At 72.6% G+C, this 21966-nt stretch carries 23 protein-coding genes and 1 tRNA gene; 19 read left to right on the forward strand and 5 right to left on the reverse strand.

Annotation, left to right across the window (positions count from 1 at the left end; genetic code table 11):
• Positions 1-27 precede the first annotated feature (27 nt).
• The 14 genes from ACFVQ3_RS00815 (at position 28) to ACFVQ3_RS00880 (ending at position 12279) form a co-directional block, all read left to right on the forward strand.
• Positions 28-978: an ABC transporter permease gene (locus ACFVQ3_RS00815; RefSeq protein WP_387633915.1), complete on the forward strand. Its 951-nt coding sequence runs from the start codon at positions 28-30 to the stop codon at positions 976-978.
• Positions 979-997: 19 nt separating this feature from the next.
• The gene (locus ACFVQ3_RS00820; RefSeq protein ID WP_387633917.1) at positions 998-2035 is read left to right on the forward strand and encodes an ABC transporter permease; all 1038 of its coding nucleotides are present in this window, start codon (positions 998-1000) and stop codon (positions 2033-2035) included.
• The gene (locus ACFVQ3_RS00825) at positions 2032-3726 is read left to right on the forward strand and encodes a dipeptide ABC transporter ATP-binding protein (RefSeq protein WP_387633919.1); all 1695 of its coding nucleotides are present in this window, start codon (positions 2032-2034) and stop codon (positions 3724-3726) included. The genes ACFVQ3_RS00820 and ACFVQ3_RS00825 overlap by 4 nt, the downstream gene beginning before the upstream one ends.
• Positions 3723-5174 (forward strand): MFS transporter, encoded by a 1452-nt coding sequence (locus ACFVQ3_RS00830; RefSeq protein ID WP_387633921.1) that lies wholly within the window; start codon positions 3723-3725, stop codon positions 5172-5174. Before ACFVQ3_RS00825 ends, ACFVQ3_RS00830 begins: the two co-directional genes overlap by 4 nt.
• 78 nt (positions 5175-5252) lie before the next feature.
• Positions 5253-6254, forward strand: a complete 1002-nt coding sequence (locus ACFVQ3_RS00835) for an aldo/keto reductase (protein WP_387633923.1) — start codon at positions 5253-5255, stop codon at positions 6252-6254.
• A 58-nt stretch (positions 6255-6312) separates the two neighbouring features.
• Positions 6313-7668: a glutamate-5-semialdehyde dehydrogenase gene (locus tag ACFVQ3_RS00840; RefSeq protein ID WP_387633925.1), complete on the forward strand. Its 1356-nt coding sequence runs from the start codon at positions 6313-6315 to the stop codon at positions 7666-7668.
• A gap of 112 nt (positions 7669-7780) precedes the next feature.
• Positions 7781-7936, forward strand: a complete 156-nt coding sequence (locus ACFVQ3_RS00845; protein WP_164984101.1) for a hypothetical protein — start codon at positions 7781-7783, stop codon at positions 7934-7936.
• Between the two features lie 26 nt (positions 7937-7962).
• Positions 7963-8568: a nicotinate-nucleotide adenylyltransferase gene (gene nadD / locus ACFVQ3_RS00850; protein ID WP_191794319.1), complete on the forward strand. Its 606-nt coding sequence runs from the start codon at positions 7963-7965 to the stop codon at positions 8566-8568.
• Complete coding sequence (locus ACFVQ3_RS00855) at positions 8565-9578, forward strand: hypothetical protein (protein ID WP_387633927.1); 1014 nt, start codon at positions 8565-8567, stop codon at positions 9576-9578. Before nadD ends, ACFVQ3_RS00855 begins: the two co-directional genes overlap by 4 nt.
• 29 nt (positions 9579-9607) lie before the next feature.
• Positions 9608-10045, forward strand: coding sequence for a ribosome silencing factor (gene rsfS, locus ACFVQ3_RS00860; protein ID WP_138824025.1), 438 nt, complete (start codon positions 9608-9610; stop codon positions 10043-10045).
• A complete protein-coding gene (locus tag ACFVQ3_RS00865; protein ID WP_387633930.1) occupies positions 10042-10722 on the forward strand; it encodes a histidine phosphatase family protein in 681 nt (226 codons plus the stop codon). The genes rsfS and ACFVQ3_RS00865 overlap by 4 nt, the downstream gene beginning before the upstream one ends.
• 58 nt (positions 10723-10780) lie before the next feature.
• A tRNA-Ala gene (locus ACFVQ3_RS00870) sits at positions 10781-10853 on the forward strand.
• Positions 10854-11091: 238 nt separating this feature from the next.
• Positions 11092-11733 carry a hypothetical protein gene (locus ACFVQ3_RS00875; RefSeq protein WP_387633932.1) on the forward strand — a complete coding sequence of 214 codons (642 nt, stop codon included), beginning with the start codon at positions 11092-11094 and terminating at the stop codon, positions 11731-11733.
• A gap of 30 nt (positions 11734-11763) precedes the next feature.
• Positions 11764-12279, forward strand: a complete 516-nt coding sequence (locus ACFVQ3_RS00880; RefSeq protein WP_387633934.1) for a hypothetical protein — start codon at positions 11764-11766, stop codon at positions 12277-12279.
• 15 nt (positions 12280-12294) lie between these two features.
• Here the strand turns inward: ACFVQ3_RS00880 and ACFVQ3_RS00885 are convergent, their stop codons facing one another.
• On the reverse strand, positions 12295-12531 hold the full coding sequence (locus ACFVQ3_RS00885; RefSeq protein ID WP_387633936.1) for a hypothetical protein: 237 nt from the start codon (positions 12529-12531) through the stop codon (positions 12295-12297).
• A gap of 267 nt (positions 12532-12798) precedes the next feature.
• Here ACFVQ3_RS00885 and ACFVQ3_RS00890 point away from each other — a divergent pair, with 267 nt between their 5' ends.
• From ACFVQ3_RS00890 to ACFVQ3_RS00900, 3 genes are all read left to right on the forward strand, one after another.
• Complete coding sequence (locus ACFVQ3_RS00890; RefSeq protein ID WP_387633938.1) at positions 12799-14361, forward strand: Re/Si-specific NAD(P)(+) transhydrogenase subunit alpha; 1563 nt, start codon at positions 12799-12801, stop codon at positions 14359-14361.
• A 3-nt stretch (positions 14362-14364) separates the two neighbouring features.
• Positions 14365-15747 (forward strand): Re/Si-specific NAD(P)(+) transhydrogenase subunit beta, encoded by a 1383-nt coding sequence (gene pntB, locus ACFVQ3_RS00895; RefSeq protein WP_387633940.1) that lies wholly within the window; start codon positions 14365-14367, stop codon positions 15745-15747.
• Positions 15748-15973: 226 nt separating this feature from the next.
• The gene (locus ACFVQ3_RS00900) at positions 15974-16621 is read left to right on the forward strand and encodes a GyrI-like domain-containing protein (RefSeq protein ID WP_387633942.1); all 648 of its coding nucleotides are present in this window, start codon (positions 15974-15976) and stop codon (positions 16619-16621) included.
• A 43-nt stretch (positions 16622-16664) separates the two neighbouring features.
• On the opposite strand, the gene ACFVQ3_RS00905 is transcribed toward ACFVQ3_RS00900, so the two are convergent.
• Complete coding sequence (locus tag ACFVQ3_RS00905; RefSeq protein WP_387633944.1) at positions 16665-17762, reverse strand: fatty acid desaturase family protein; 1098 nt, start codon at positions 17760-17762, stop codon at positions 16665-16667.
• A gap of 177 nt (positions 17763-17939) precedes the next feature.
• Here ACFVQ3_RS00905 and ACFVQ3_RS00910 point away from each other — a divergent pair, with 177 nt between their 5' ends.
• Positions 17940-18755, forward strand: coding sequence for a siderophore-interacting protein (locus tag ACFVQ3_RS00910; protein ID WP_387633946.1), 816 nt, complete (start codon positions 17940-17942; stop codon positions 18753-18755).
• A 106-nt stretch (positions 18756-18861) separates the two neighbouring features.
• Here the strand turns inward: ACFVQ3_RS00910 and ACFVQ3_RS00915 are convergent, their stop codons facing one another.
• From ACFVQ3_RS00915 to ACFVQ3_RS00925, 3 genes are all read right to left on the reverse strand, one after another.
• Positions 18862-19743, reverse strand: a complete 882-nt coding sequence (locus ACFVQ3_RS00915) for an NAD(P)-dependent oxidoreductase (protein ID WP_387633948.1) — start codon at positions 19741-19743, stop codon at positions 18862-18864.
• A complete protein-coding gene (locus tag ACFVQ3_RS00920; protein ID WP_387633950.1) occupies positions 19743-20573 on the reverse strand; it encodes an aldo/keto reductase in 831 nt (276 codons plus the stop codon). Before ACFVQ3_RS00920 ends, ACFVQ3_RS00915 begins: the two co-directional genes overlap by 1 nt.
• Before the next feature lie 127 nt (positions 20574-20700).
• Positions 20701-21654: a helix-turn-helix domain-containing protein gene (locus tag ACFVQ3_RS00925; protein WP_387633952.1), complete on the reverse strand. Its 954-nt coding sequence runs from the start codon at positions 21652-21654 to the stop codon at positions 20701-20703.
• An 89-nt stretch (positions 21655-21743) separates the two neighbouring features.
• On the opposite strand from ACFVQ3_RS00925, the gene ACFVQ3_RS00930 reads away from it, so the two are divergent.
• Complete coding sequence (locus tag ACFVQ3_RS00930; RefSeq protein WP_387633954.1) at positions 21744-21944, forward strand: hypothetical protein; 201 nt, start codon at positions 21744-21746, stop codon at positions 21942-21944.
• Positions 21945-21966: the final 22 nt, after the last annotated feature.

Consider the following 21966-nt stretch of genomic DNA (forward strand, 5'->3'; position numbering starts at 1 on the left):
CGCGTCCCCACCCGAGAGGAGCCGACCATGGGCCGGTACATCGCCCGCCGCCTGGGGCAGGGAGGCTTCGTCCTCTGGGCGGCCTTCACGATCTCGTTCTTCCTGCTCTACGTCCTGCCGAGCGACGCCGCCTCGATCAAGGCGGCCGGGGCCGACGGCGACCTCTCGGACCCCGAGCTCGTCGCGCGCCTGCGCGCCGAGCAGGGACTCGACCGCCCCGTCCTCGTCCAGTACGCCCACGGGCTCTGGGGTGCGCTGCACCTGGACTTCGGGCGTTCGTTCTCGTCGGGGGCGCCCGCCACGAAGCTCCTCGCCGAGGCGCTGCCGCCCACGCTCCAGCTCACGGCCCTCGCTCTGGGGCTCGCGCTCGTCGGGGGAGCGGCGCTCGCGCTCGCGAGCACGTTCCCGCGTGCCCGCTGGCTCCGGCACGCGCTCGCATCGCTGCCGGCCCTGGGCATCTCGTTGCCGACGTTCTGGGTGGGGCTGCTCCTGCTCCAGTGGTTCTCGTTCGAGCTCCGGCTGTTCCCCGCCATGGGGAACGAGGGGTTCGAGAGCCTCGTCCTGCCGGCGTTCACGCTCGCGATCCCCGCGAGCGCCGCGTTCGCGCAGGTCCTCTCGCGCAGCCTGCGCCAGACCCTGGCCGAGCCGTACGTCGAGACGGCCCGGGCCAAGGGGGCGGGGCGTGTCCGGGTGCACTTCGGTCATGCTCTGCGCAACGCGTCCATCCCGGCGCTCACCGTGCTCGGCGTGACGGTCGGGGGGCTCCTGGCCGGCGCGGTCGTGACCGAGACGGTCTTCTCCCGGGCAGGGATCGGTCGCCTGACGGTGACCGCGGTCAACCAGCAGGACGTGCCCGTGGTCCAGGCGATCGTGGTCTTCTCGGCGGTGGTCTTCGTCGTCGTGACCCTGCTGGTGGACCTGCTCTACCCCGTGCTCGACCCCCGGATCACCACCCGCCAGCCCTCCGCCGCGGCGTGAGGGCACGGAGGAGGACATCATGACCGCACGACTCGACACCTACACCGTCCCGGAGACCTCGTCCCCGGACGCGGCCGCGCCCGACGGGCCGGGCGAGCGTCCTCGGACGCTCCTCGCCGACCCGGCCGCGCTCGCCGACCCGGCCGCGCTCGCCGACCCGGCCGCGCTCGCCGACCCGGCCGCGCTCGACACCGCGCGCCGGCGCGTCAGGGGAGCGCGCTCGTCGCTGCGAACGCTCGGAGGGGCTGTGCTCGCGGTGCTGCGCCGGCCCGGCCTGCTGCTCGCGGTGCTGTTCCTTCTGCTCGTGGTCGCGTGGGCGCTCGCCCCCGGCGTCTTCGCGTCCCAGGACCCGATCACGGGGGTCCCGACGGACCGTCTGCAGGCGCCGAGCGCCGAGCACCTGTTCGGTACGGACCACCTGGGGCGTGACGTGTACGCCCGGGTGGTGCACGGCTCGTGGCTGTCGCTGAGCGCGACCGTGATCGCGGTCGCGCTGGGACTCTCGGTCGGTTCGCTGCTCGGCCTGCTCGCAGGGTTCCTGCGCGGGTGGGTCGACGACGTGGTGGGGCGCGTGGTCGACGTGCTGCTCGCGGTGCCGAGCCTGCTGCTCTCGCTCGCGATCATCACGGTGCTGGGGTTCGGCACGGTCAAGGTGGCGATAGCGGTCGGCATCACGACGATCGCCGCGTTCGCTCGCGTGATGCGTGCGGAGGCGCTGCGGACGTCGTCGACGGCGTACGTCGAGGCGGCTCGCGCGTCGGGCGTGCGCTGGTACACCGTGCTGCGGCGGCACGTCCTGCCCAACTCGGCGGGTCCGGTGGTCGCGCTGACCGCGCTCGAGCTGGGGTCGTCGGTTCTCGCGATCTCTGCTCTGAGCTTCCTGGGCTACGGGGCCGCGCCGCCGACCCCGGAGTGGGGTGCGCTCGTGTCCGGCGGGCGCGACTACCTCGCCGCCGCGTGGTGGCTCACGACGCTGCCGGGGCTCGTGATCGTCGCGGTCGTGCTGTCGGCCAACCGCATCTCCCGCTCGCTCGAGAAGGACGGAGAGGACCGATGAGCGTCCCCGTGCACGACGACGTCCTGCTGGACGTCCAGGACCTTCACGTCGCCTACCGCACGACGACGGGCGGTGACGCGCCCGCCGTCGACGGCGTCTCGCTCCAGGTGCGTGCGGGCGAGGTCGTGGCGCTGGTGGGCGAGTCGGGGTCCGGGAAGAGCACCACGGCCCATGCGGTCATCAACCTGCTGCCGCGCGGCGGGCGCCGCACGTCGGGCACGATCCGCTTCGGCGGGCAGGACCTGACCCGGCTGAGCGAGGGCGGGTGGCGCGACGTCCGGGGTCGTCGGATCGGGCTCGTCCCGCAGGACCCGACCGTCTCGCTCAACCCGGTCCAGCGCGTGGGCGACCAGGTCGCGGAGGTCCTCGTGATCCACGGCCTCGCGCGTCGTCGCGAGGCGCGCGGACGCGCGGTCGAGCTCCTGGAGAAGGCGGGCCTCGACGACCCGGCCGCTCGCGCGCGCCAGTACCCGTCCCAGCTCTCGGGCGGGATGCGGCAGCGCGTCCTCATCGCGATAGCGATCGCCGCCGGGCCCGACCTCGTGATCGCCGACGAGCCCACGAGCGCGCTCGACGTCACGGTCCAGCGCCGCATCCTCGACCACATCGAGCTGCTGCGCTCGACGCTCGGCACCGCGGTGCTCCTCATCACGCACGACCTGGGGGTCGCCGCCGACCGGGCCGACCGCATCGTGGTCCTGCGGCACGGCCGGGTCGTGGAGGAGGGGGCGGCGCGCAGCGTCCTGGCGGACCCGCAGCACCCGTACACGCGCGAGCTCATCGCGGCGGCGCCGAGCCTCGCGAGCGCCCGCCTGGGGTCGGGTCCCGGCGCGCGGACCACGTCGCGGACAGGTGCCGGGCCCGACGACGGCGCCCGGGTCGCGTCGTCGGCCCCGCTCCTCGAGGCGAGGGGGCTGCGCAAGGAGTTCGCGCTGCCGCGTGGGGCCGCGACGCGCTCGCTGGTCGCGGTCGACGACGTGAGCTTCGACCTGCACGCGGGGCAGACGTTCGCGCTCGTGGGCGAGTCGGGCTCGGGCAAGAGCACGACGGCGCGCCTGGTGCTGCGTCTCGAGCAGCCGACAGCCGGTTCGCTGGTCCTCGACGGGACGGACCTCACGGCCGCTCGCGGCGAGGAGCTGCGCAGGCTCCGCCGACGGTTCCAGGTCGTCTACCAGAGTCCTTACGCGTCGCTCGACCCTCGCTTCACGGTCGAGCAGATCGTCGAGGAGCCGTTGCGCGCGTACTCGGTGGGGGACGCCCGCGAGCGCCGGGCCCGGGTGCGCGAGCTCGTCGACCAGGTCGCGCTCCCGGCGGCCTCGCTCGGGCGGGGGCCGCGCGAGCTGTCGGGCGGGCAGCGCCAGCGGGTCGCGATCGCGCGCGCCCTGGCGCTGCGCCCCGACCTCGTGGTCCTCGACGAGCCGGTCTCGGCGCTCGACGTCTCGGTCCAGGCCCAGATCCTCGACCTGCTGAGCGTGCTCCAGGCCGAGCACGGGCTGGCGTACCTCTTCATCTCGCACGATCTCGCGGTGGTCCGGCGGGTGGCCGACCATGTGGGCGTGATGCACCGGGGGCGTCTCGTCGAGACGGGGACGGCCGACCGGATCCTCCTCGACCCGCGCGAGGAGTACACGCGCGAGCTGGTCGCGGCCATCCCGGGGCGTCGTGCGCTCTCGGACGCCGGGACGTCGTGACCGCCGGCGAAGGCTCTCGCACCCCGCTCCAGACCCGTGTCCTGCTCGTCTGCCTGGCCACGGGCTTCACGACCCTTCTCGACTCCGCGGTCCTCACGGTCGCGGCGCCCGCGCTGCGCGACGGTCTCGGGGCGAGCACGGCTCAGCTCCAGTGGATCCTCGCGGGCTACTCGTTGACGTTCGGGATCGCGCTGGTGCCCGCGGGACGCCTGGGGGACCGGTTCGGGCGCGTGTGGTTCCTCGTGGCCGGGCTCGTCCTGTTCGCGCTGACGAGCGTCGTGAGCGCGAGCGCGCAGGACGCGGACGTGCTGGTCGTGGCTCGTCTCGTCCAGGGGTTCGGGGCGGGCATGGCCAACCCGCAGGTCATCGGGCTGCTCCAGGACCACTTCGCGGGCCCGGCCCGTGCACGCGCGCTGGGGGCGTATGCGTCGACCGGTGCGTTCGCGGCCGTGATCGCGCCGCTGGTCGGCGGGCTCGTGCTCGCCGTGGCGGGGCCGACGGGCTGGCGGTTCTCCCTGGTGCTCACGCTGCCGTTCGCGCTGGCCGCCGCGGCGCTGTGCGCGCGGTTCGTGCCTCGTACCGGTCCACGGGCCGGAGCGGCTCCGGGGCTCGACCCTGTGGGCCTGGCCCTCCTCACCGTGACCGCGCTCGGCCTGCTCGTCCCGTTCGTCCTGCCCGGGTCGCCGATGGCCCGCGCGCCCTGGGCGGGCGTGGCCGTCGTGGGTGCGGTCGCTCTCGTCGGGTGGGAGAGACGGCACGCCCGCTCGGGCCGGAGCCCGGTGCTCTCGCCCGAGCTGCTCCGGGCGCCGGGCTTCGCGCTCGGGTGCCTCGTGGCGACGTGCACGTTCGGCTCGGCGCTGGGGTTCTCTGCCGTCCTCATGATCTACCTCCAGGAAGGGGCTGGGCTCACCCCGTTCGAGGCGGGGCTGGTCACGACCCCGGGCGCCCTCGCGTCGGTCGTCGCGGCCAACCTCTCGTGGCGGCTCGTGCGACGGTTCGGGCGGGCCGGCGTGAGCGGCGCGATCGCCGCCAAGGTGCCGGTCGCGGTCGCGACGCTCCTGGCCGTGCTGCTCCTGCCGGACCGGTTCGTGGTGGTGAGCCTCGTCGTCGGGCAGGTGCTCACCGGGGTCACCGGGGGCCTGAGCATGTCGACCAACCAGGCCCTCACGCTCGACCGGGCTCCCGCCGGGCAGCACGGCGTCGCCGCCGGGATGCTCCAGGTCTCCCAGCGGATCTCGGCGACCGTGTGCATCGCGGGGATGACCGGGGCGTTCGTCGGTGGCGTCGCCACCCGGGGGTACGACGCGGGGCTCGCGGGCGCGATCGTGGCCACCGCGCTCCTCGCCGTGGTGGCCACGGCGTGCTCGGTGCTCGACGACGTGCTCGCGCGGCGCCGTCGGGACGCCGTCGAGGTCCCCGCGGCCGAGGCCACGTTCCAGCCGGTCTGATCCCGCCCACCTTCTCGCGATGTGAGAGGGGCGGCGAAAGGCTTGCCACGGGGGCTCCCGGGTGATCGGGTGCGGGCCATGAGCCTTCCCACCCGCACCCTCGGCGGTGCCGCACCCGCCGGCCCGCTCGTCGTCTCCGCGATCGGCTTCGGCGGCATGTCCGCTACCGACGCCTACGGACCGGCCGACGAGCGCGAGGCGATCGACACCCTGCACGCGGCCCTCGACGCGGGCGTCACGCTGTTCGACACGGCCGACGTCTACGGCCACGGCCGCAACGAGGAGCTGCTCGGACGGGTCCTCGGGCCGCACCGCGACGACATCGTCATCGCGTCCAAGCTGGGCCTCCCGCCAGCCGGCGGGCACCCCGACGGTCGACCCGTCGACGGGCGCCCCGAGTACGTGCGTCGTGCGATCGACGCGAGCCTGGCCCGCCTCGGCACGGACCGGCTCGACCTCTACTACCTGCACCGCGTGGACCCCCAGGTCCCGGTCGAGGACACCGTCGGTGCGCTCGCCGAGCTCGTCACGGCGGGCAAGGTGCTGCACGTCGGGCTCTCGGAGGCCTCGGCAGAGACGGTCCGCCGTGCGCACGCGGTGCACCCCGTGACCGCGGTCCAGAGCGAGTACTCGCTGTGGACGCGCGACCCCGAGGACGAGGTGCTGCCCGCGCTCACCGAGCTCGGCATCGGGTTCGTGCCGTTCTCCCCGCTGGGGCGCGGCATCCTCACCGGGACGGTCGACGTGACCGAGGGATTCGCGGCCGACGACGTCCGGCGCGCGCACGCTCGCTACCGCGGCGACGACTTCGCGCACAACCGGTCCCTCGTCGCGCGACTCGAGGAGGTCGCGGAGGCGCGCGACGTCACGACGGCGCAGCTCGCCCTCGCGTGGCTCCTCGCCCAGGGGGAGCACGTCGTGCCCATCCCCGGGACCAAGCGCCGGGCGTACCTCGAGCAGAACGTGGGCGCCGCCGGCGTGCGCCTGAGCCCGGACGAGGTCGAGGCGATCGGCGCCCTCTGGCCGCGGGACGACGTCCGCGGGCAGCGGCACCCCCAGATGGAGCTCCTCGGCGGATGACCGCGCCGACCCACGGACGCCGCAGACAGGCACCGCTCGTGCGTCGTAGGCTCGTCGCATGACCGCGCTCAGCCCCGCCTCCGACCTCGACCAGCCCGCGACCACCGTCACGGGCACCCCGCAGGCGGACGACCCCACGGCCCCCGCGCCGTCCGTCGCCCGCGACGTCGAGGACACGGCGCGCCGCGCCAAGACGGCCTCGCGCACGCTCGCGACCGCGACGCGAGCCACCAAGGATGCTGCGCTGCACGCGCTCGCCGACGCCCTGGTCGCGGCGACCGAGGAGATCGTCGCGGCCAACGCGCAGGACCTCGAGCGGGGACGGGAGAACGGCACCTCCGCCGGGCTCCTCGACCGCCTCGCGCTCACGCCCGAGCGGATCGTCGCCATTGCGGACGCGCTGCGCGAGCTCGCCGGGCTGCCGGACCCGGTCGGCGAGGTCGTGCGCGGCTCGACGCTGCCCAACGGCCTGCGACTGCGCCAGGTGCGCGTACCCATGGGCGTCGTCGGCATGATCTACGAGGCACGCCCCAACGTGACCGTCGACGCCGCGGGCCTCGCGCTCAAGAGCGGCAACGCCGTGATCCTGCGCGGCGGCTCGGCCGCCGCGCGCTCGAACGAGGTCATCGTCGACGTCCTGGGCCGCGCGCTCGCGGCCCAGGGGCTGCCCGCGGACCTCGTCCAGTCGATCGACCGGCACGGGCGCCCCGGCGCCGTCGCGCTCATGCACGCCCGTGGCCTCGTCGACGTGCTCGTGCCGCGCGGGGGAGCGGACCTCATCCAGACCGTCGTCCGCGAGTCCACGGTGCCCGTGATCGAGACCGGCGTCGGCAACTGCCACGTGTACGTCGACGCGTCCGCCGACCAGGCCAGCGCCCTGGAGATCCTGCTCAACTCCAAGACGCAGCGCGTCGGTGTCTGCAACGCGGCCGAGACGCTGCTCGTCCACGCCGACGCCGCTCCGCAGTTCCTGCCCGCGGCGCTCGCGGCCCTCGACGCGGCCGGCGTCGTGCTGCACGGCGACCCCCGGACGGCCGAGCTCGCCCCCGAGGGCATCGAGATCCTCGCCGCGACCGACGACGACTGGGCCCGTGAGTACCTCGCCCCCGAGATCGCGGTGCGCGTCGTCCCGGACCTGGACGCCGCGCTCGAGCACATCCGCACCTGGACCTCGGGCCACACCGAGGCGATCGTGACCCGTGACCTGGGCTCCTCGGAGCGGTTCGTGGCCGAGCTCGACTCCGCGGCGATCATGGTCAACGCCTCGACCCGCTTCACCGACGGGGCGCAGTTCGGGCTCGGCGCCGAGATCGGCATCTCGACGCAGAAGCTCCACGCGCGCGGCCCCATGGGGCTCGCCGAGCTCACGACCACCAAGTGGGTCGTGCACGGGGACGGCCACGTGCGGCCCTGATCACATGCTGCTCACCGTCCTGCACGACCGTGAGAGACTGGACGACGATCAGCGCCCGGCGCCGATCACCCGCTGACCACGCACCACGCTCAAGAACCCGTAGGAGGACATCGTGCTCGCTGCTGCCGCACAGGTTGCCCAGGAGAACGCCGAAGCCGTCACCCACCTCCCGATCCCGCCCGTCGGGTTCGGTGTCGTCGCCTTCGGCGTGCTCGTCGGCCTGCTCCTCGTGACCTACGCCTTCCGCAGCGTCGGTACCCGCCACTGACCCCGGCCCTGGTGGATCCTTCGACGATGACGGCGAGCAGGCGGCCCCGGCTCGGGGTGATGGGTGGCACGTTCGATCCCATCCACCACGGCCACCTCGTCGCTGCGAGCGAGGCCGCTGCCCGCTTCGAGCTCGACGAGGTCATCTTCGTCCCCACCGGCAAGCCCAGCTTCAAGCAGCACCAGAAGGTCACCGCCCCCGAGCACCGTTACCTCATGACGGTCATCGCGACGGCCTCGAACCCGCGCTTCACCGTGAGCCGGGTCGACGTCGACCGCCCGGGGCTCACCTACACCGTGGACACGCTGCGAGACCTGCGCGAGCAACGACCTGAGGCGGACCTCTACTTCATCTCCGGCGCCGACGCGATCGAGCAGATGCTCACCTGGAAGGATGCCGACGACCTCTGGAAGATGGCACACTTCGTGGCGGTCTCCCGTCCGGGGCACCGGCTCAGCGTCGACAGCCTGCCGCCCGGGGTCGTCTCCACGTTGGAGATCCCGGCGCTCGCCATCTCGTCGACCGACTGTCGGCAGCGGGCGGAGGCCGGCCAGCCGGTCTGGTACCTGGTGCCGGACGGAGTCGTCCAGTACATCGCGAAGCACGGCCTGTACAGAGGATCAGCATCATGAGTGATCAGCACGGGAGCATGCAGCCCGTCCGCCCCTTGACGCGCCGAGAGATCCGCGAGCGTGAAGCCGCGGCGGCCGAGCAGGCGGCGGGAGCTGCGCCGTCCGCGCCGGGCGGCTACGCGCCACCACCGGCCCCGGCCCCGGCGGGCCCGCCGCCGTCGAGGCGGTCGATGCGCGACGTGTCGGCACCGACGCCCTCCGACGCGCACTCGGCGCAGGCGCCGGTCGTCCGCCCGCCCTCGATGACGGGTGGCATGCGTGGCGTCGACGAGACGGGTCGGCTCACGCCGATCCAGGAGACTGCCGAGCGGGTCGCGATCCGCCCCGCGCAGTCCCCGCCTCCCGGGATGACGCCCCCGGTCCGCCAGAGCATGCGCGCCCCGTCGACCGCTCCCTCGCCCTTCGCGACGCAGCCGCGCCCGGCGGCCCCGGAGCCGGCGCCCCAGAGCGCACCGTCGCCGTTCCCGCCCGCGCAGCAGTCCTCACCCTTCCCGCCCGCGCGGGAGTCGGTGGCCTCGCGCACCCCAGCCCCTGAGACGCCGCGTGCCGCTGCGACCCCGGCCCCCGCCCCTGCCTCGCTGCCGTGGGAGCAGAGCGCGCCGAGCGGGCTCGCCCAGCAGGCCCCGGAGCCCGCCCGCGCCGCCCTCCCGTGGGAGACGCAGGCCCCGGCCCAGCCGCAGGCGCCGGCCTCCCCGTTCCCCGGGGCGTCGAGCGCCGCGTCCCCAGGACCTGACGAGTCCTCGCCTTTCCCGGTCGCCGGCGGCACCCGCCAGAGCCCTGCGGCCCGCGGCGCGGACGACGACGAGGACGACGAGGTCCACGAGCGGCCCCCCGGCCACGCGTACACCTGGCTGCACTACCTGATCCTCATCGCCGTGGCCTTCGTCCTGGGGCTGCTGATCTGGAAGCTCCTCCTGGGCGAAGGGCCGAGCATCGCCGAGCCCGCCGCCCCGGTCGGCATCGAGGCACTGGCCTCGAGCCCTACGTATCACCACGGCCTGTCCTCCTGACAGGCCCCGAGACAAACACACGGAGAGTCGTGACTGCAACGGAACGCGCTGTCGAGCTTGCGGTGATCGCGGCTCGCGCCGCATCGGACCGCAAGGCCGAAGAGATCATCGCCCTGGACGTCAGTGAGCAGCTCGTGCTCACGGACGTCTTCCTGATCGCCTCGGGAACGAGCGAGCGGCAGGTGTCCGCGATCGTGGACGCGGTCGAGGAAGAGCTGCACAAGGTCGGGGTCAAGCCCATCCGCCGCGAGGGCAAGTCAGAGGCTCGCTGGGTCCTGCTGGACTTCGGCGACATCGTCGTGCACGTCCAGCACTCGGAGGACCGGGTCTACTACGCGCTCGAGCGCCTCTGGAAGGACTGCCCCGTCATCGAGCTGCCCGAGGACGCACGTGGCGGAGACGGGTCCTCGTCCGAGGACGCCGTGTCCGACGGCTCGATCCACCTCGCGGAGGACGCGCAGGCGTGAGCGCTCGCACCGTCGTCTTCCTGCGCCACGGGCGCACCGAGTACAACGCGGCCATGCGCCTGCAAGGGCAGGTCGACATCCCGCTGGACGCCGTCGGCCACTGGCAGGCGGAGCAAGGGGCCCGGTCGCTCGCGGCCGCGCACGCCGCGACGGTCGTCGTCGCGTCCGACCTGACGCGCGCCGCCGAGACCGCGGGGTACTACGGGAAGGCGACGGGGCTGTCCGTCGCTCTCGACGAGCGCCTGCGCGAGCGGGGGTTCGGCGAGTGGGAGGGCATGACGGGTGAGGAGCTCGCCGAGCGCTGGCCCGACGAGTACGCGGCATGGCGCCGTGGCGAGGAACCCGCGCGAGCGGGAGCCGAGTCCCGGGCCGACGTCGCGGCCCGCATGGTCGAGGCCGTGACCGAGCACGCCGGCGCGCTGGACGAGAAGGACACGCTCGTCGTCGTCTCGCACGGCGCGGCGATCACGCTCGCGATCACCGCCCTGCTCGGGCTGGACCCGTCGACCTGGCGGGGGATCTCCGGGCTGAACAACGTCCACTGGTCCCAGCTCCAGCGCTCGGGAGCCAACGCGCACCCCGCGTGGAGGCTCGTCGCGCACAACGTCGGAGCCGACTTCTCGCTCGACGAGTGGGCGTCCGGACCCGATTGGATTTTCCAGCCGACTTCGGCATAAACTAGCGATGCTTCCGAGGGGGAAAACCTCACGGGAGCACGGGGCCAGCAATGGTTCTGGGGCTGTGGCGCAGCTGGTAGCGCACCTGCATGGCATGCAGGGGGTCAGGGGTTCGAGTCCCCTCAGCTCCACCCGACACGAAGGCCGTCTCCCGCGAGGGAGGCGGCCTTCGTCGTTGTCCGGGGCGTGGTTTCACCCGCTAGAGGATGAATGTGGTGTACGTCACGGGTGAGCGGTTCGCCCTCTTGGTGGGCGGAGGCCGTGCCATGACCTCGGCGCGGTGGGCCATCACCTCATGGCCTCTCGCTGAACGCTCGGACGAGGTCGACGATCTCAGCCGCGGTGCGCCCCGGAGGGAAGGACGCTGACATGTCGTCGGTCCGTTCGGCAGGTCCCGCGGAGCGCGTGGTCTCACCGAAGGACATCGACGGCTCGATCCAGGTCGTCCACGCGCGAGCCTTGGTGTGTGTGAGCGCGATGGCCTCTACCGTCGCGAGCGACGGGGGGGGGGGGGGCGGAGTCCCAGGCACGCTGGTAGGGGTGCGGATCGAGGACGACGATGCGGACACCGCCCACTCGTGGGATCTCGTCCGGTGTGCCCTCGTCGGCATGCATCCACCCGCTGGCGACCGTGCGTGGATCGTCGAGGTGGGGGCCGGCGCGGATCCGAAAGCCTCGTGCTCGCGATCTCCGCAGTCCGTGCGCTCGGGCACGGGGGACGACGAGCTCCTCGTGCAGCGATACGAAGAGGTGGGCGCTCTCCAGCGCCGTGCACGCGCGCGCGACCAGGGTGTCGAGGACGCGGGTCGCGTCGCCGTCCATGCCGACGAGGGAGCCGACGTACTGCGCGAGTGCGGCGCGCAGCGGACCGGGAGCCTCGGCGAGCAGCGGCGCGAGGAGGACCAACGCGGAGTCGATCTCTCGCTGGGAAGCGTCACAGAACCGGTCGGCGAGCCGTTGCCCGACAGCGAAGAGGGCTTCGTGCTAGCCGGAACGGGCCGCCGCGGCTAGGGTGTCGACGATCATCGAGCAGATGAGCGCATGCTCCCTCGAATCGAAGCCGCGGAGGGCGAGATGCACTACCGACGAGAGCACTTCGTCGTCGATGGCGCGCTGCGCGACCTCTGGATCGCCGACACAGACGTCGACGACTGGCAGCGCGTCGTGTCTTCGCTCTCGACCACCGGATGGTCGGTCGACATCGCGCTGAGCGCACCGGAGGGCGAACGCAAGGTGCTGGGCAGCATTCCGGAGCTGTTCGACCGACTCGCGGTCGACGGCGAGATGTCGGTCAGGCTGTCGGTGCGGGTGGACGACCTCTGGCTCACCTGCTACTTCTTCGACGACGAGGAGATCGAGTTCACCTTCGATCCCCGCGACGTCACTGACGAGACCTCGTTCGCGTCCCTCGAGCGATTCATGGTGTGGCTCGGCGACACGTCCGGGAGGCGTGTGGTGATGACGATGGAGACCTCCACCGACCATCGGGGTCTGCCGGCCCTCCTGGAGTACGTGCCAGACAGTGGCCTTCGTGGCCAGGGCCAAGAGGGCCGCTGACGCGGCCCGACGTGGTCACCGCCGCTCGTTCCCCCGGCGGTAGTTCCCGGTCGCCCGCGCCAGGAGGTGCTGCGTCCGGTCCTCGTCGGCGGTCTCCAGAGCGGTGATCAGCCGTTCGGCCCGGGCGCCGGAGATCGTCGCGACCAGTCGTCCACCCCGGTAGGCCAGGACGGTCCCGGCCGCGGTGACGCGGTGGTCGAACGGGTCCTCGACGAGTCGCCCGCGTGCGTCGGGCGGACCGGATGCGCTCATGACGCGACCCTAGCCAGCGGCGAGCGGCTCGCACCAGGTGATTGGCGCCGTCGGGCAGGTGGCGGGGCGCGCGCCGCGAGGTGAGACGGGTGCTCCCGTCCGAGACGGGTCCCTGCGTCGCCGACGCACGCACCCGTCTCGGACCGCACCACCCGTCTCGCCCCCCGGACCGTGATCCGCGTGGACGACATTCGTCCACGATGCGTGCCTTGCGGCGGATCCTTTGCCGTACCGATACCGTGCAGCCATCCGAGCAAGGAGGTCAGCATGCGCATCGGCGTGCCCAGAGAGACCCGTCCCGGCGAGCGGCTCGTCGCCGCGACGCCCCGTACGGTGGCCCAGCTCGTGGGCCTGGGGTACGACGTCGTGGTCGAGCGCGGCGCCGGTGAGCGCGCGAGCTGTCCCGACGAGGCGTACGTGGAGGCGGGCGCGACCCTGGGTGACGCCGCGCAGGCGTGGGGGGCGGACGTCGTCACGGTCGTCAACAGCCCGTCGGCCGAGCAGGTCGCGTCGCTGAGCGAGGGGGCCACCCTGGTCGCGATGCTGGCGCCCGGCGCGAACGAGGCCCTCGTGCAGCAGCTCGCGGGCCACGGCGTCACGGCCCTGGCCCTCGACGCCGTGCCGCGCATCTCGCGTGCCCAGTCGCTCGACGTGCTGAGCGCGATGTCGAACGTCGCGGGGTACCGCGCGGTGATCGAGTCCGCGGAGGAGTACGGCGGCATGTTCGCCGGCCAGGTCACCGCGGCAGGCAAGACGGCGCCCGCGACCGTGTTCGTGATCGGTGCGGGCGTCGCGGGTCTCGCCGCGATCGGCACGGCTGCGAGCCTCGGCGCGCAGGTGCGGGCGTTCGACGTGCGACCCGAGGTCGGCGAGCAGATCGAGTCGATGGGCGCGGAGTTCGTCCAGGCCGAGGGCGCGCGCCAGGAGGTCAGCACCGACGGCTACGCGAGCGCGCTGACCGCCGAGCAGGAGCGCCTCACCGCCGAGATGTACGCGGCGGAGAGCGCGCGTGCCGACATCGTGATCACGACGGCCCTGGTGCGCGGACGTGCGCCTCGCACGATCAGTACCGAGATGGTCGCCGCGATGCGGCCCGGCAGCGTGATCGTGGACCTCGCGGCCTCGGGCGGCGGCAACTGCGAGCTCACGGTGCCGGGGGAGCGCGTCGTCACGGAGAACGGCGTCGTGATACTCGGGTACACCGACCTCACGAGCCGCATGCCCAAGCACACGTCACAGCTCGTGGGCACGAACATCGTCAACCTGCTCAAGCTCCTGACCCCGGGCGGCGACGGGCAGGTCGTGCTCGACCTCGACGACGAGGTGCTGCGCGGCATGACGGTCACGCGGGCCGGCGAGGTGCTGTGGCCCCCGCCCCCGGTGGCGGTCTCGGCGGCCGCACCCGCGGCCCCGACGCCGACCGTGGTCGACGAGGCTCAGGCCGCGCTCGACGCGGCGACCGCTCTCGACGCCGCCCGACGGCGTGGCACCCGCCGGGCGGTCGGGTACGCCCTGGCCGCGGTCCTGGCCGCGCTGGCCATCACGTTCTCGCCGCCCGCGTTCGTGGGGCACTTCACGGTGTTCGCGCTCGCGGTGGTCGTGGGCTACTACGTCATCTCGAACGTGAGCCACTCGCTGCACACCCCGCTCATGGCCCAGACGAACGCGATCTCCGGGATCATCCTGGTCGGCGCGCTCCTGCAGATCGGCGACTCGAGCTGGGTGGTCACCACGATCGCCTTCGTCGCGGCCGCCCTGGCCTCCGTCAACATCTTCGGTGGGTTCCTCGTGGCCTACCGCATGATCGGCATGTTCCGGAAGGAGGCCTGACCCGTGCTGACCTCCCTGGTCCAGGCTGCATACGTCATCGCAGCCGTCCTGTTTATCCTCAGCCTCGCGGGCCTGTCCAAGCAGGAGACGGCCCGTCGCGGCAGCCTCCTCGGCATGACCGGCATGGGGCTGGCCCTCGTGGCCACGGTCGCGCTCGCGCTGAAGGACAGCGAGCGTCCCGTCATGGTGACGCTGCTGCTCATCGCGATGGTGTTCCTCATCGGCGCGGTCGTCGGGACGTGGCGGGCGCGCAGCGTCGAGATGACGCAGATGCCCGAGATGATCGCGCTCCTGCACAGCTTCGTGGGTCTCTCGGCGGTGCTCGTCGGCTTCAACTCGTACCTGACCGAGCAGGGTGACGTCGTGCACCTGGTCGAGGTCTTCCTGGGCGTGCTCATCGGCGCCGTGACGTTCACGGGCTCGATCGTGGCGTACCTCAAGCTGTCGGCGCGCATCCGGTCGAACCCGCTCATGCTGCCGGGGCGCAACTGGTGGAACCTGGGGGCGCTCGTCGCCTCGGGCGGCCTCATGGCTTGGTTCATCGCGGGTCACGGGCTGCTGCCGCTGATCCTCATGACGGTCGTGGCGCTCGCGCTCGGCTGGCACCTGGTCGCCTCGATCGGCGGTGGCGACATGCCGGTCGTCGTCTCGATGCTCAACTCGTACTCCGGGTGGGCCGCGGCAGCTGCGGGCTTCATGCTCAGCAACGACCTGCTCATCATCACCGGTGCCCTCGTCGGGTCCTCGGGTGCGATCCTGTCCTACATCATGTGCAAGGCCATGAACCGCTCGTTCGTGAGCGTGATCCTGGGCGGGTTCGGCGCCGAGGGCGGCACGGTCGTGGCCTCGGACCAGGACTACGGCGAGCACCACGAGATCCAGGCGGCGGAGGTCGCCGACCTGCTCAAGCACGCACGCTCGGTCGTGGTGACGCCCGGCTACGGCATGGCGGTCGCCAAGGCCCAGTACCCGGTCGCGGACCTGGTGCGTCGGCTGCGCGAGCGCGGCATCGAGGTCCGGTTCGGGGTGCACCCGGTCGCGGGGCGTCTGCCCGGGCACATGAACGTGCTGCTCGCCGAGGCCAAGGTGCCCTACGACATCGTCCTCGAGATGGACGAGATCAACAGCGACCTGTCGGACACCGACGTCGTGCTCGTCATCGGTGCCAACGACACGGTCAACCCGGCGGCGCTCGACGATCCCGGCTCGCCCATCGCGGGCATGCCCGTGCTCGAGGTCTGGAACGCGAAGCAGGTGATCGTGTTCAAGCGGTCGATGGCCACGGGGTACGCAGGGGTCCAGAACCCGCTGTTCTTCAAGGACAACACCGCGATGCTCTTCGGAGACGCCAAGGACCAGGTGGAGAACATCATCCAGGCGCTCTGAGGCCCGGCGCGGGAGTGCGAACCCGCGCGGGGCGAGGGAGGCTGAGGAGGTGGGCGACGTCGTCAGGCAGAGCGACGTGGCTCACCTCCTCGTCGTTCCGGCCCGACGGCGCCGCGCACCAGGTGCGCTCGGGTCGCCCGCCCTGCGGGGCCGGGTGAGCATGGTCGCGACCGCTCGAGGGTGCGTGCCGCCCGCCATCCGTCGTTCGTGAACCCGGAGGACCCCCATGGACAAGGTCGACCTGCGCAAGGAGCACCGCGAGCTGTACGCGCCGCCCCGGGAGCTCACGCGAGTCGTGGTGCCGCCGCTCGCGTTCCTGCAGATCGACGGCGAGGGCGACCCGAACACGGCCCCGGCGTACGCCGAGGCGGTCGAGGCGCTGTTCTCGCTCTCGTACGCCACGAAGTTCGCGAGCAAGAAGGACCTGGGCAGGGACTACGTCGTCGGGCCGCTCGAGGGGTTGTGGACCGCGGAGGATCCCGCCTCGTTCGTGCGCCGCGAGAAGGACGCGTGGAGCTGGACGCTCATGGTCCTGCAGCCCGACTGGCTCACCGACGCGTTCGTGGCCGACGTGGCCGAGGCGACACGCCGCAAGAAGGGGCTGCTCGCGCTCGACCGGGTGCGCTTCGCGACGTACGACGAGGGCGACGCGGTGCAGGTCCTGCACGTCGGGTCCTACGACGACGAGGCGCCCACGCTCGCCCGTCTGCACGACGAGTACCTGCCCGCGCACGGGCTGACGTTCAACGGACCGCACCACGAGATCTACCTGAGCGACGTGCGCCGGACGGCGCCCGAGAAGCTGCGGACGGTGCTGCGGCAGCCGGTGCGGGCGCTCGACCGTACCGGACCCGAGGTGTCAGGACGAGCGTGACCTCGGCGTCACGGTGGTTCTGACAGGAGCGGGGTGAGGGGGCTCAGACCTTGCGGAGCTGGTTGAACAGGGGGCAGTCGAAGGGGTCGCGGGCCGCGAGCCCGACGCGGTTGAGGTAGCGCACGACGATCGCGTACGACGCGAGCAGGTTGGTCTCGGTGTACGGCATGCCCAGGCGTGCGCAGTGCTCGCGGACCATGAGGCGGGCCTTGGCGAGGTGGGGGCGGGGCATGCTCGGGAACAGGTGGTGCTCGATCTGGTAGTTGAGGCCGCCCATGAGGACGTTCATGACGCGCCCGCCCGTGATGTTGCGCGAGGTCAGGACCTGCTTGGACAGGAAGTCGAGCTTGCTCGTCGCGGGGATGATCGCCATGCCCTTGTGGTTGGGCGCGAACGACGCGCCCATGTACACACCAAAGACCGCCAGTTGTACACCGAGGAATGCGAAGGCCATGCCCAGAGGGAGGAACCAGAACACGACGCCCACGTAGAGCGTGAGGCGCACCGCGATGGTCACGAGCTCCATGGTCCGTGCCCGGCTCTTCGCCGACGAGACCAGCGAGCGGATCGAGATCATGTGCAGGTTGATGCCCTCGAGCGTCAGAAGCGGGAAGAACAGCCAGCCCTGGTGGCGCGTGATGAGGGCGAGGAAGCCCTTCTGCTCGGCCGCGCTCTCCTCGAGGAACGAGATGGTGTCGGTCTCGATGTCCGGGTCCTTGCCGACGCGGTTCGGGTTCGCGTGGTGGCGGGTGTGCTTGTTCATCCACCACGAGTAGCTGATGCCGACGACGCCGTTGGCCAGGAACCGTCCGACGCGGTCGTTCGCGGGACCCGACGTGAGGATCGTGCGGTGCGCGGCCTCGTGCGAGAGGAACGCGAACTGCGTGAGGATCAGGCCCAGTGCGCCCGCGACGAGGAGCTGGAACCACGAGTCGCCCAGGAGCACGAATCCCGTGACGGCGCCGCCGAGAGCGAGCGTGAGGATCGCCGCGACCCAGCCGTAGTAGCCGTGCGTCCGTTCGAGCAACCCGGCCTCGCGGATGCGCTTGGAGAGCTCGGTATAGGTGCTGGTGATGCTGGTCCCGTCGCCGTTGCGCGGCTTCGTCGGGCGGAATCCGGGGAGGACTGCTGCGTCGGTCATACGTCCCTCACAGGGCTGGGGGTCGACTTCCCAGCCGCGGGGTGAGCGAGATGCCCGTTGTACAGATGGTCAGAGTCTACGTGTGACATCCCGATCGGCGTGGAGGAAGCACGGAGGTTGGGTGCGGGTTGCCCGGGACTTAGGTTAGCCTGGCCTTCTTTCGAGCAGAGGAGAGTCGTGGCCGGGTTCCAGATGGTCAAGCCGTCCGTCGTGCAGGTCGTCGCGGCCGAGGTGGTCGGTTCGCGGCGGGTGAGCCCGTCGATGGTGCGGGTCACGATCGGGGGCGAGGGCCTCGAGCGGTTCGCTCCGATGGGGTTCGACCAGTGGTTCCGCCTGTTCCTGCCCCGCGACGACCAGGAGTCGCTGCGGCTGCCGACAGCGACGTCGGGGCTCTGGTACGTGCAGTACCTCGCGACCCCCAAGGCGCGGCGGCCGTGGGTGCGCAACTACACGGTCCGCGACGCGCGCCCGTCCGCGGGCGAGCTCGACATCGACTTCGTCGCGCACGAGGACGGCGGTCCCGCGTCGGCGTTCGCGCTCGGCGCGCGCACCGGGCACCCCGTCGGGATCCTCGACCAGGGGGTCGGGTACAACCCGCGTGTCCCGCACGACTGGACGCTGCTCGTCGCGGACGAGACGGGGCTTCCCGCGGTCGCGGGCATCTGCGCCTCGCTGCCCGACGACGCACGCGGGCTCGCGATCGTCGAGCTCCCGCACGCGGCCGACGCCCAGGACTTCCGGGTCCCGGCCGGGGTCGAGCTGCGGTGGGTCGCGCGCGACGAGCGCGGCGGCGACCCGCACGCGATCCCCGGGCGGCTCGCGCTCGGCACGCTGACCACGGCCGACCTGCCGTCCGGCGAGGTCTACGCGTACGTCGTGGGGGAGTCGGGCCTGGTCACCGGGGCGCGACGGCACCTCGTGAACGATCGAGGCGTCCCCAAGGCCAACGTCGACTTCATCGGGTACTGGCGGCACGGGCGCGCGGCGGCCTGAGGTCGGCTCGGGGCCGCCCGGCCCGAGTCGGCGCTCCCAGAGGTCGGCCCCGCCGCTCCGCCCGAGACCACCCTGCCCGACACCGTCCTGTCCGGGACGGCCGTCGTCACGTTCCCGCGTGCGGCGCGCCGAACGCGGTGTAGACCGCGGCGATGTCGTCGCCCCCGTGCCCGCGCGCGGCCGCGCTCGCGTACAGGCTCGACAGGGCGTCGAGGAGCGCCGGGTCGAGCCCTGCCCCCTCTGCGGCCTGCGAGATGAGCCCGATGTCCTTACGCAGCCCGTCGAGCGCGAACTGCGGTGCGAACTCGCCCGTGATCATCTCGGTGCCCTTCAGGTGGGCGTAGGGGGAGTCGGACGCACCGCCTGCGATGGCGTCGAGGAACAGGTGCGGGTCGATGCCCTCGGCACGGGCGAGCGCGATCGACTGGGCGGTCGCGGCCGTGATCGTGGCGAGCCAGGCGTTGCACGCGAGCTTGAGGGCCGTGCCCTGTCCCACCTCGGTCCCGGCGATCACGACCTTGGCCGAGATCGCGTCGAGCACGGGGGCGATGCCGGCCAGGACGTCGGGGTCCCCGGCGGCGAGCACCGCGAGCCGACCGTCCTCGGCCGGCTGCCTGGTGCCGAGCAGGTTGGCCTCGACGAGGGTCACGCCGAGCTGTCGGGCGCGCTCGACGATCCGGGCGGTGCCCTCACGCCCGACCGTCGAGGCCTGGACCCACACGGCTCCGGTGCCCACCGAGGGCCCCGCCGCGTCCAGGACCTCGAGGACGGCTTCGGCGTCGAACAGGATGCTCAGGACGACGTCGGCCCCGTGGGCCGCCTGAGCCGCGGTCGGGGCGACGCGGGCCCCGGCGTCGGCGAGGGGCGCCGCACGCGACGCGGTCCGGTTCCACACCGTCACCTCGAAGCCCTCGCGGAGGAGCGAGTGGGCGACACCGGTCCCCATGGTGCCCGTGCCGAGGACGGTGACGGTCGGCAGGTCGCTCATCAGAGCTCCTCGTGCTCGTCGGAGTCGCGTGCCGCGTCCTCGCCCCGGTCGAGGGCCGCGATCCTGGTCATGTCGTCCTCGGTGAGCGTGAAGTCGAAGATCTCCGCGTTCGCCCGCTGCCGCTCGGGGCTCGCCGACTTCGGGATGGTCACGATCCCCTGCTGCACGTGCCAGCGCAGCACCACCTGCCCCACGGTCCGATCGTGGACCGCAGCGATCTCCTGGATCACCGGCTCGTCGAGCACGCCCTCCTCCTGCCCGAGCGGGCTCCAGCCCTCGACCGTGATCCCGCGCTCGGTGAGGAAGCGTCGCAGGCCCGTGCGTGCCAGCGCGGGGGAGAGCTGGATCTGGTTCACGGCGGGGACGTGGCTCGTCTCGGCGACGAGCCGGTCGATGTGGTGCTCACGGAAGTTCGAGACGCCGATGCTGCGGATCAGGCCCTCGGCGGCGAGGTCGATCATCGCCCGGTAGGACTCGACGTAGCGGTCGAGGCGGGGCAGCGGCCAGTGGACGAGGTAGAGGTCCACGTAGTCGAGGCCCAGGCGGTCGAGGCTCCCGCGCAGGGCGTCGCGCGTCGCGTCGTACCCCTGGTCGGCGCCGCGGAGCTTGGTCGTGACGAACAGCTCCGCGCGGTCGACGCCCGACGCCGCGATGCCCTGCCCGACGCCGATCTCGTTCTCGTAGCGCGACGCCGTGTCGATCAGCCGGTACCCCAGCCCGATCGCGCCGGCCACGGCCTTCGCCGACGCGTGGTCGTCGAGGGGCCACGTCCCGAGGCCGAGGAGCGGCATCTCGTGGCCGGACGAGAGCAGAGTGGTGGGGATGGTCATGTGCGCACCTCACGTCGGACGGGACCTGACCCTCTCGACCCTAGGTGCGTGGCGCCGTCGTGCAACGTGGGACACGGCCCGACGGCGGAGCGCCCGCTCGGCGCACGCCTCACCGGGGTGCGGGTGGTCAGGACGCGTGACGGAACGTCTGGCGGTAGTCCGTCGGCGGGACGCCGACCGCGCGGCGGAAGTGGTGCCGCAGCAGCGCGGCCGACCCGAACCCGCTCAGGCGCGCGATCTCCTCGAGGTCGAGCCCCGACTCCTCGAGCAGCGTCCGGGCGTGGTGCACACGCTGGGTCACGAGCCACTGCATGGGCGTCGTGCCGGTCTCGGCGACGAACGTCCGCGCGAACGTCCGTGCCGACAGGTGGGCGCGCCGCGCGAGGTCCTCGACGGTCTGCGGCTCCTCGAGGTGCTCGTTCATCCAGGCGAGCACGTCGCGGATGCTCTGCTCCTCGCACACCGGCACGGGGCGGTCGATGTACTGGCGCTGGCCGCCGTCGCGCTGGGGCGGGACGACCATGCGGCGTGCGATCGCGTTGGCCGCTGCGCTGCCGAACTCCTTGCGCACGATGTGCAGGCACGCGTCGATCCCGGCGGCCGTCCCTGCGCTCGTGACGATGTCGCCGTCGTCGACGAACAGGACGTCGGGGTCTACGTCGACCTGCGGGAACCGTGCCTTGAGGTCCTCCGCATGGCGCCAGTGCGTCGTGATGCGGCGCCCGTCCACGAGGCCCGCCGCGGCGAGGAGGAAGGCGCCAGAGCAGACGCTCAGCAGGACCGCTCCACGGGCGTGGGCCGCGCGCAGGGCGTCGACGATCTCCGGTGGGTACTCGTCGCGGATCGTGAGTGCGGGGATCGCGACCAGGTCGGCGTCCTCGAGGGCGTCGAGCCCGTGGTCGGGGACCAGCGAGGCGCCCATGCTGGTGCGCACCGGCTGACCCGCGACCGGGCCGCACACGCGGAAGTCGACCAGGGGCACGCCGTCGTCCGTGCGGTCGAGGCCGAACACCTCGCACACGACGCCGAACTCGAACGGGGCCAGTCCGTCGGCGACGACGGCCGCCACTGTGCGCAACATCCTTCGACGCTACGCCCGTGGCAGGATCTTGTCGACACCTGTCTCTCCTGCCACTCGTGCCCGCCCTCGCGGGCCGCCAGGCTGGACGCATGGACATCGTGGAGCTGGTGATGAGGCTGGTCGTGGTCGCGGCGCTCGTGGCGCCGCTCGTGGTGATGGCGCTGCGGCGCCCGCCCGCCGGGGGGCGGTTCCCCGCGGGGACGAACGACGGATGGAGCCTGCCGCCGGCCGGGCGGGGGGACCCGCGTCGGCAGGTCGACCTGGTCGGTGCGCGAGGCCATCGAGGATGAGGCCAAGGCCCTGCCGCCCGCC

Source organism: Oerskovia sp. NPDC057915 (genome assembly GCF_042887685.1).
GTDB lineage: Bacteria > Actinomycetota > Actinomycetes > Actinomycetales > Cellulomonadaceae > Oerskovia.

What these genes read in the sequence shown, in the direction of transcription:
- ACFVQ3_RS00815 (WP_387633915.1), top strand. Translation starts at nt 28, where the DNA reads ATGGGCCGGTACATCGCCCGCCGCCTGGGGCAGGGAGGCTTCGTCCTC.
- ACFVQ3_RS00820 (WP_387633917.1), top strand. Translation starts at nt 998, where the DNA reads ATGACCGCACGACTCGACACCTACACCGTCCCGGAGACCTCGTCCCCG.
- ACFVQ3_RS00825 (WP_387633919.1), top strand. Translation starts at nt 2,032, where the DNA reads ATGAGCGTCCCCGTGCACGACGACGTCCTGCTGGACGTCCAGGACCTT.
- ACFVQ3_RS00835 (WP_387633923.1), top strand. Translation starts at nt 5,253, where the DNA reads ATGAGCCTTCCCACCCGCACCCTCGGCGGTGCCGCACCCGCCGGCCCG.
- ACFVQ3_RS00840 (WP_387633925.1), top strand. Translation starts at nt 6,313, where the DNA reads ATGACCGCGCTCAGCCCCGCCTCCGACCTCGACCAGCCCGCGACCACC.
- nadD (WP_191794319.1), top strand. Translation starts at nt 7,963, where the DNA reads ATGACGGCGAGCAGGCGGCCCCGGCTCGGGGTGATGGGTGGCACGTTC.
- ACFVQ3_RS00855 (WP_387633927.1), top strand. Translation starts at nt 8,565, where the DNA reads ATGAGTGATCAGCACGGGAGCATGCAGCCCGTCCGCCCCTTGACGCGC.
- ACFVQ3_RS00875 (WP_387633932.1), top strand. Translation starts at nt 11,092, where the DNA reads ATGTCGTCGGTCCGTTCGGCAGGTCCCGCGGAGCGCGTGGTCTCACCG.
- ACFVQ3_RS00880 (WP_387633934.1), top strand. Translation starts at nt 11,764, where the DNA reads ATGCTCCCTCGAATCGAAGCCGCGGAGGGCGAGATGCACTACCGACGA.
- ACFVQ3_RS00885 (WP_387633936.1), bottom strand. Translation starts at nt 12,531, where the DNA reads ATGAGCGCATCCGGTCCGCCCGACGCACGCGGGCGACTCGTCGAGGAC.
- ACFVQ3_RS00890 (WP_387633938.1), top strand. Translation starts at nt 12,799, where the DNA reads ATGCGCATCGGCGTGCCCAGAGAGACCCGTCCCGGCGAGCGGCTCGTC.
- ACFVQ3_RS00900 (WP_387633942.1), top strand. Translation starts at nt 15,974, where the DNA reads ATGGACAAGGTCGACCTGCGCAAGGAGCACCGCGAGCTGTACGCGCCG.
- ACFVQ3_RS00905 (WP_387633944.1), bottom strand. Translation starts at nt 17,762, where the DNA reads ATGACCGACGCAGCAGTCCTCCCCGGATTCCGCCCGACGAAGCCGCGC.
- ACFVQ3_RS00915 (WP_387633948.1), bottom strand. Translation starts at nt 19,743, where the DNA reads ATGAGCGACCTGCCGACCGTCACCGTCCTCGGCACGGGCACCATGGGG.
- ACFVQ3_RS00920 (WP_387633950.1), bottom strand. Translation starts at nt 20,573, where the DNA reads ATGACCATCCCCACCACTCTGCTCTCGTCCGGCCACGAGATGCCGCTC.
- ACFVQ3_RS00925 (WP_387633952.1), bottom strand. Translation starts at nt 21,654, where the DNA reads ATGTTGCGCACAGTGGCGGCCGTCGTCGCCGACGGACTGGCCCCGTTC.
- ACFVQ3_RS00930 (WP_387633954.1), top strand. Translation starts at nt 21,744, where the DNA reads ATGGACATCGTGGAGCTGGTGATGAGGCTGGTCGTGGTCGCGGCGCTC.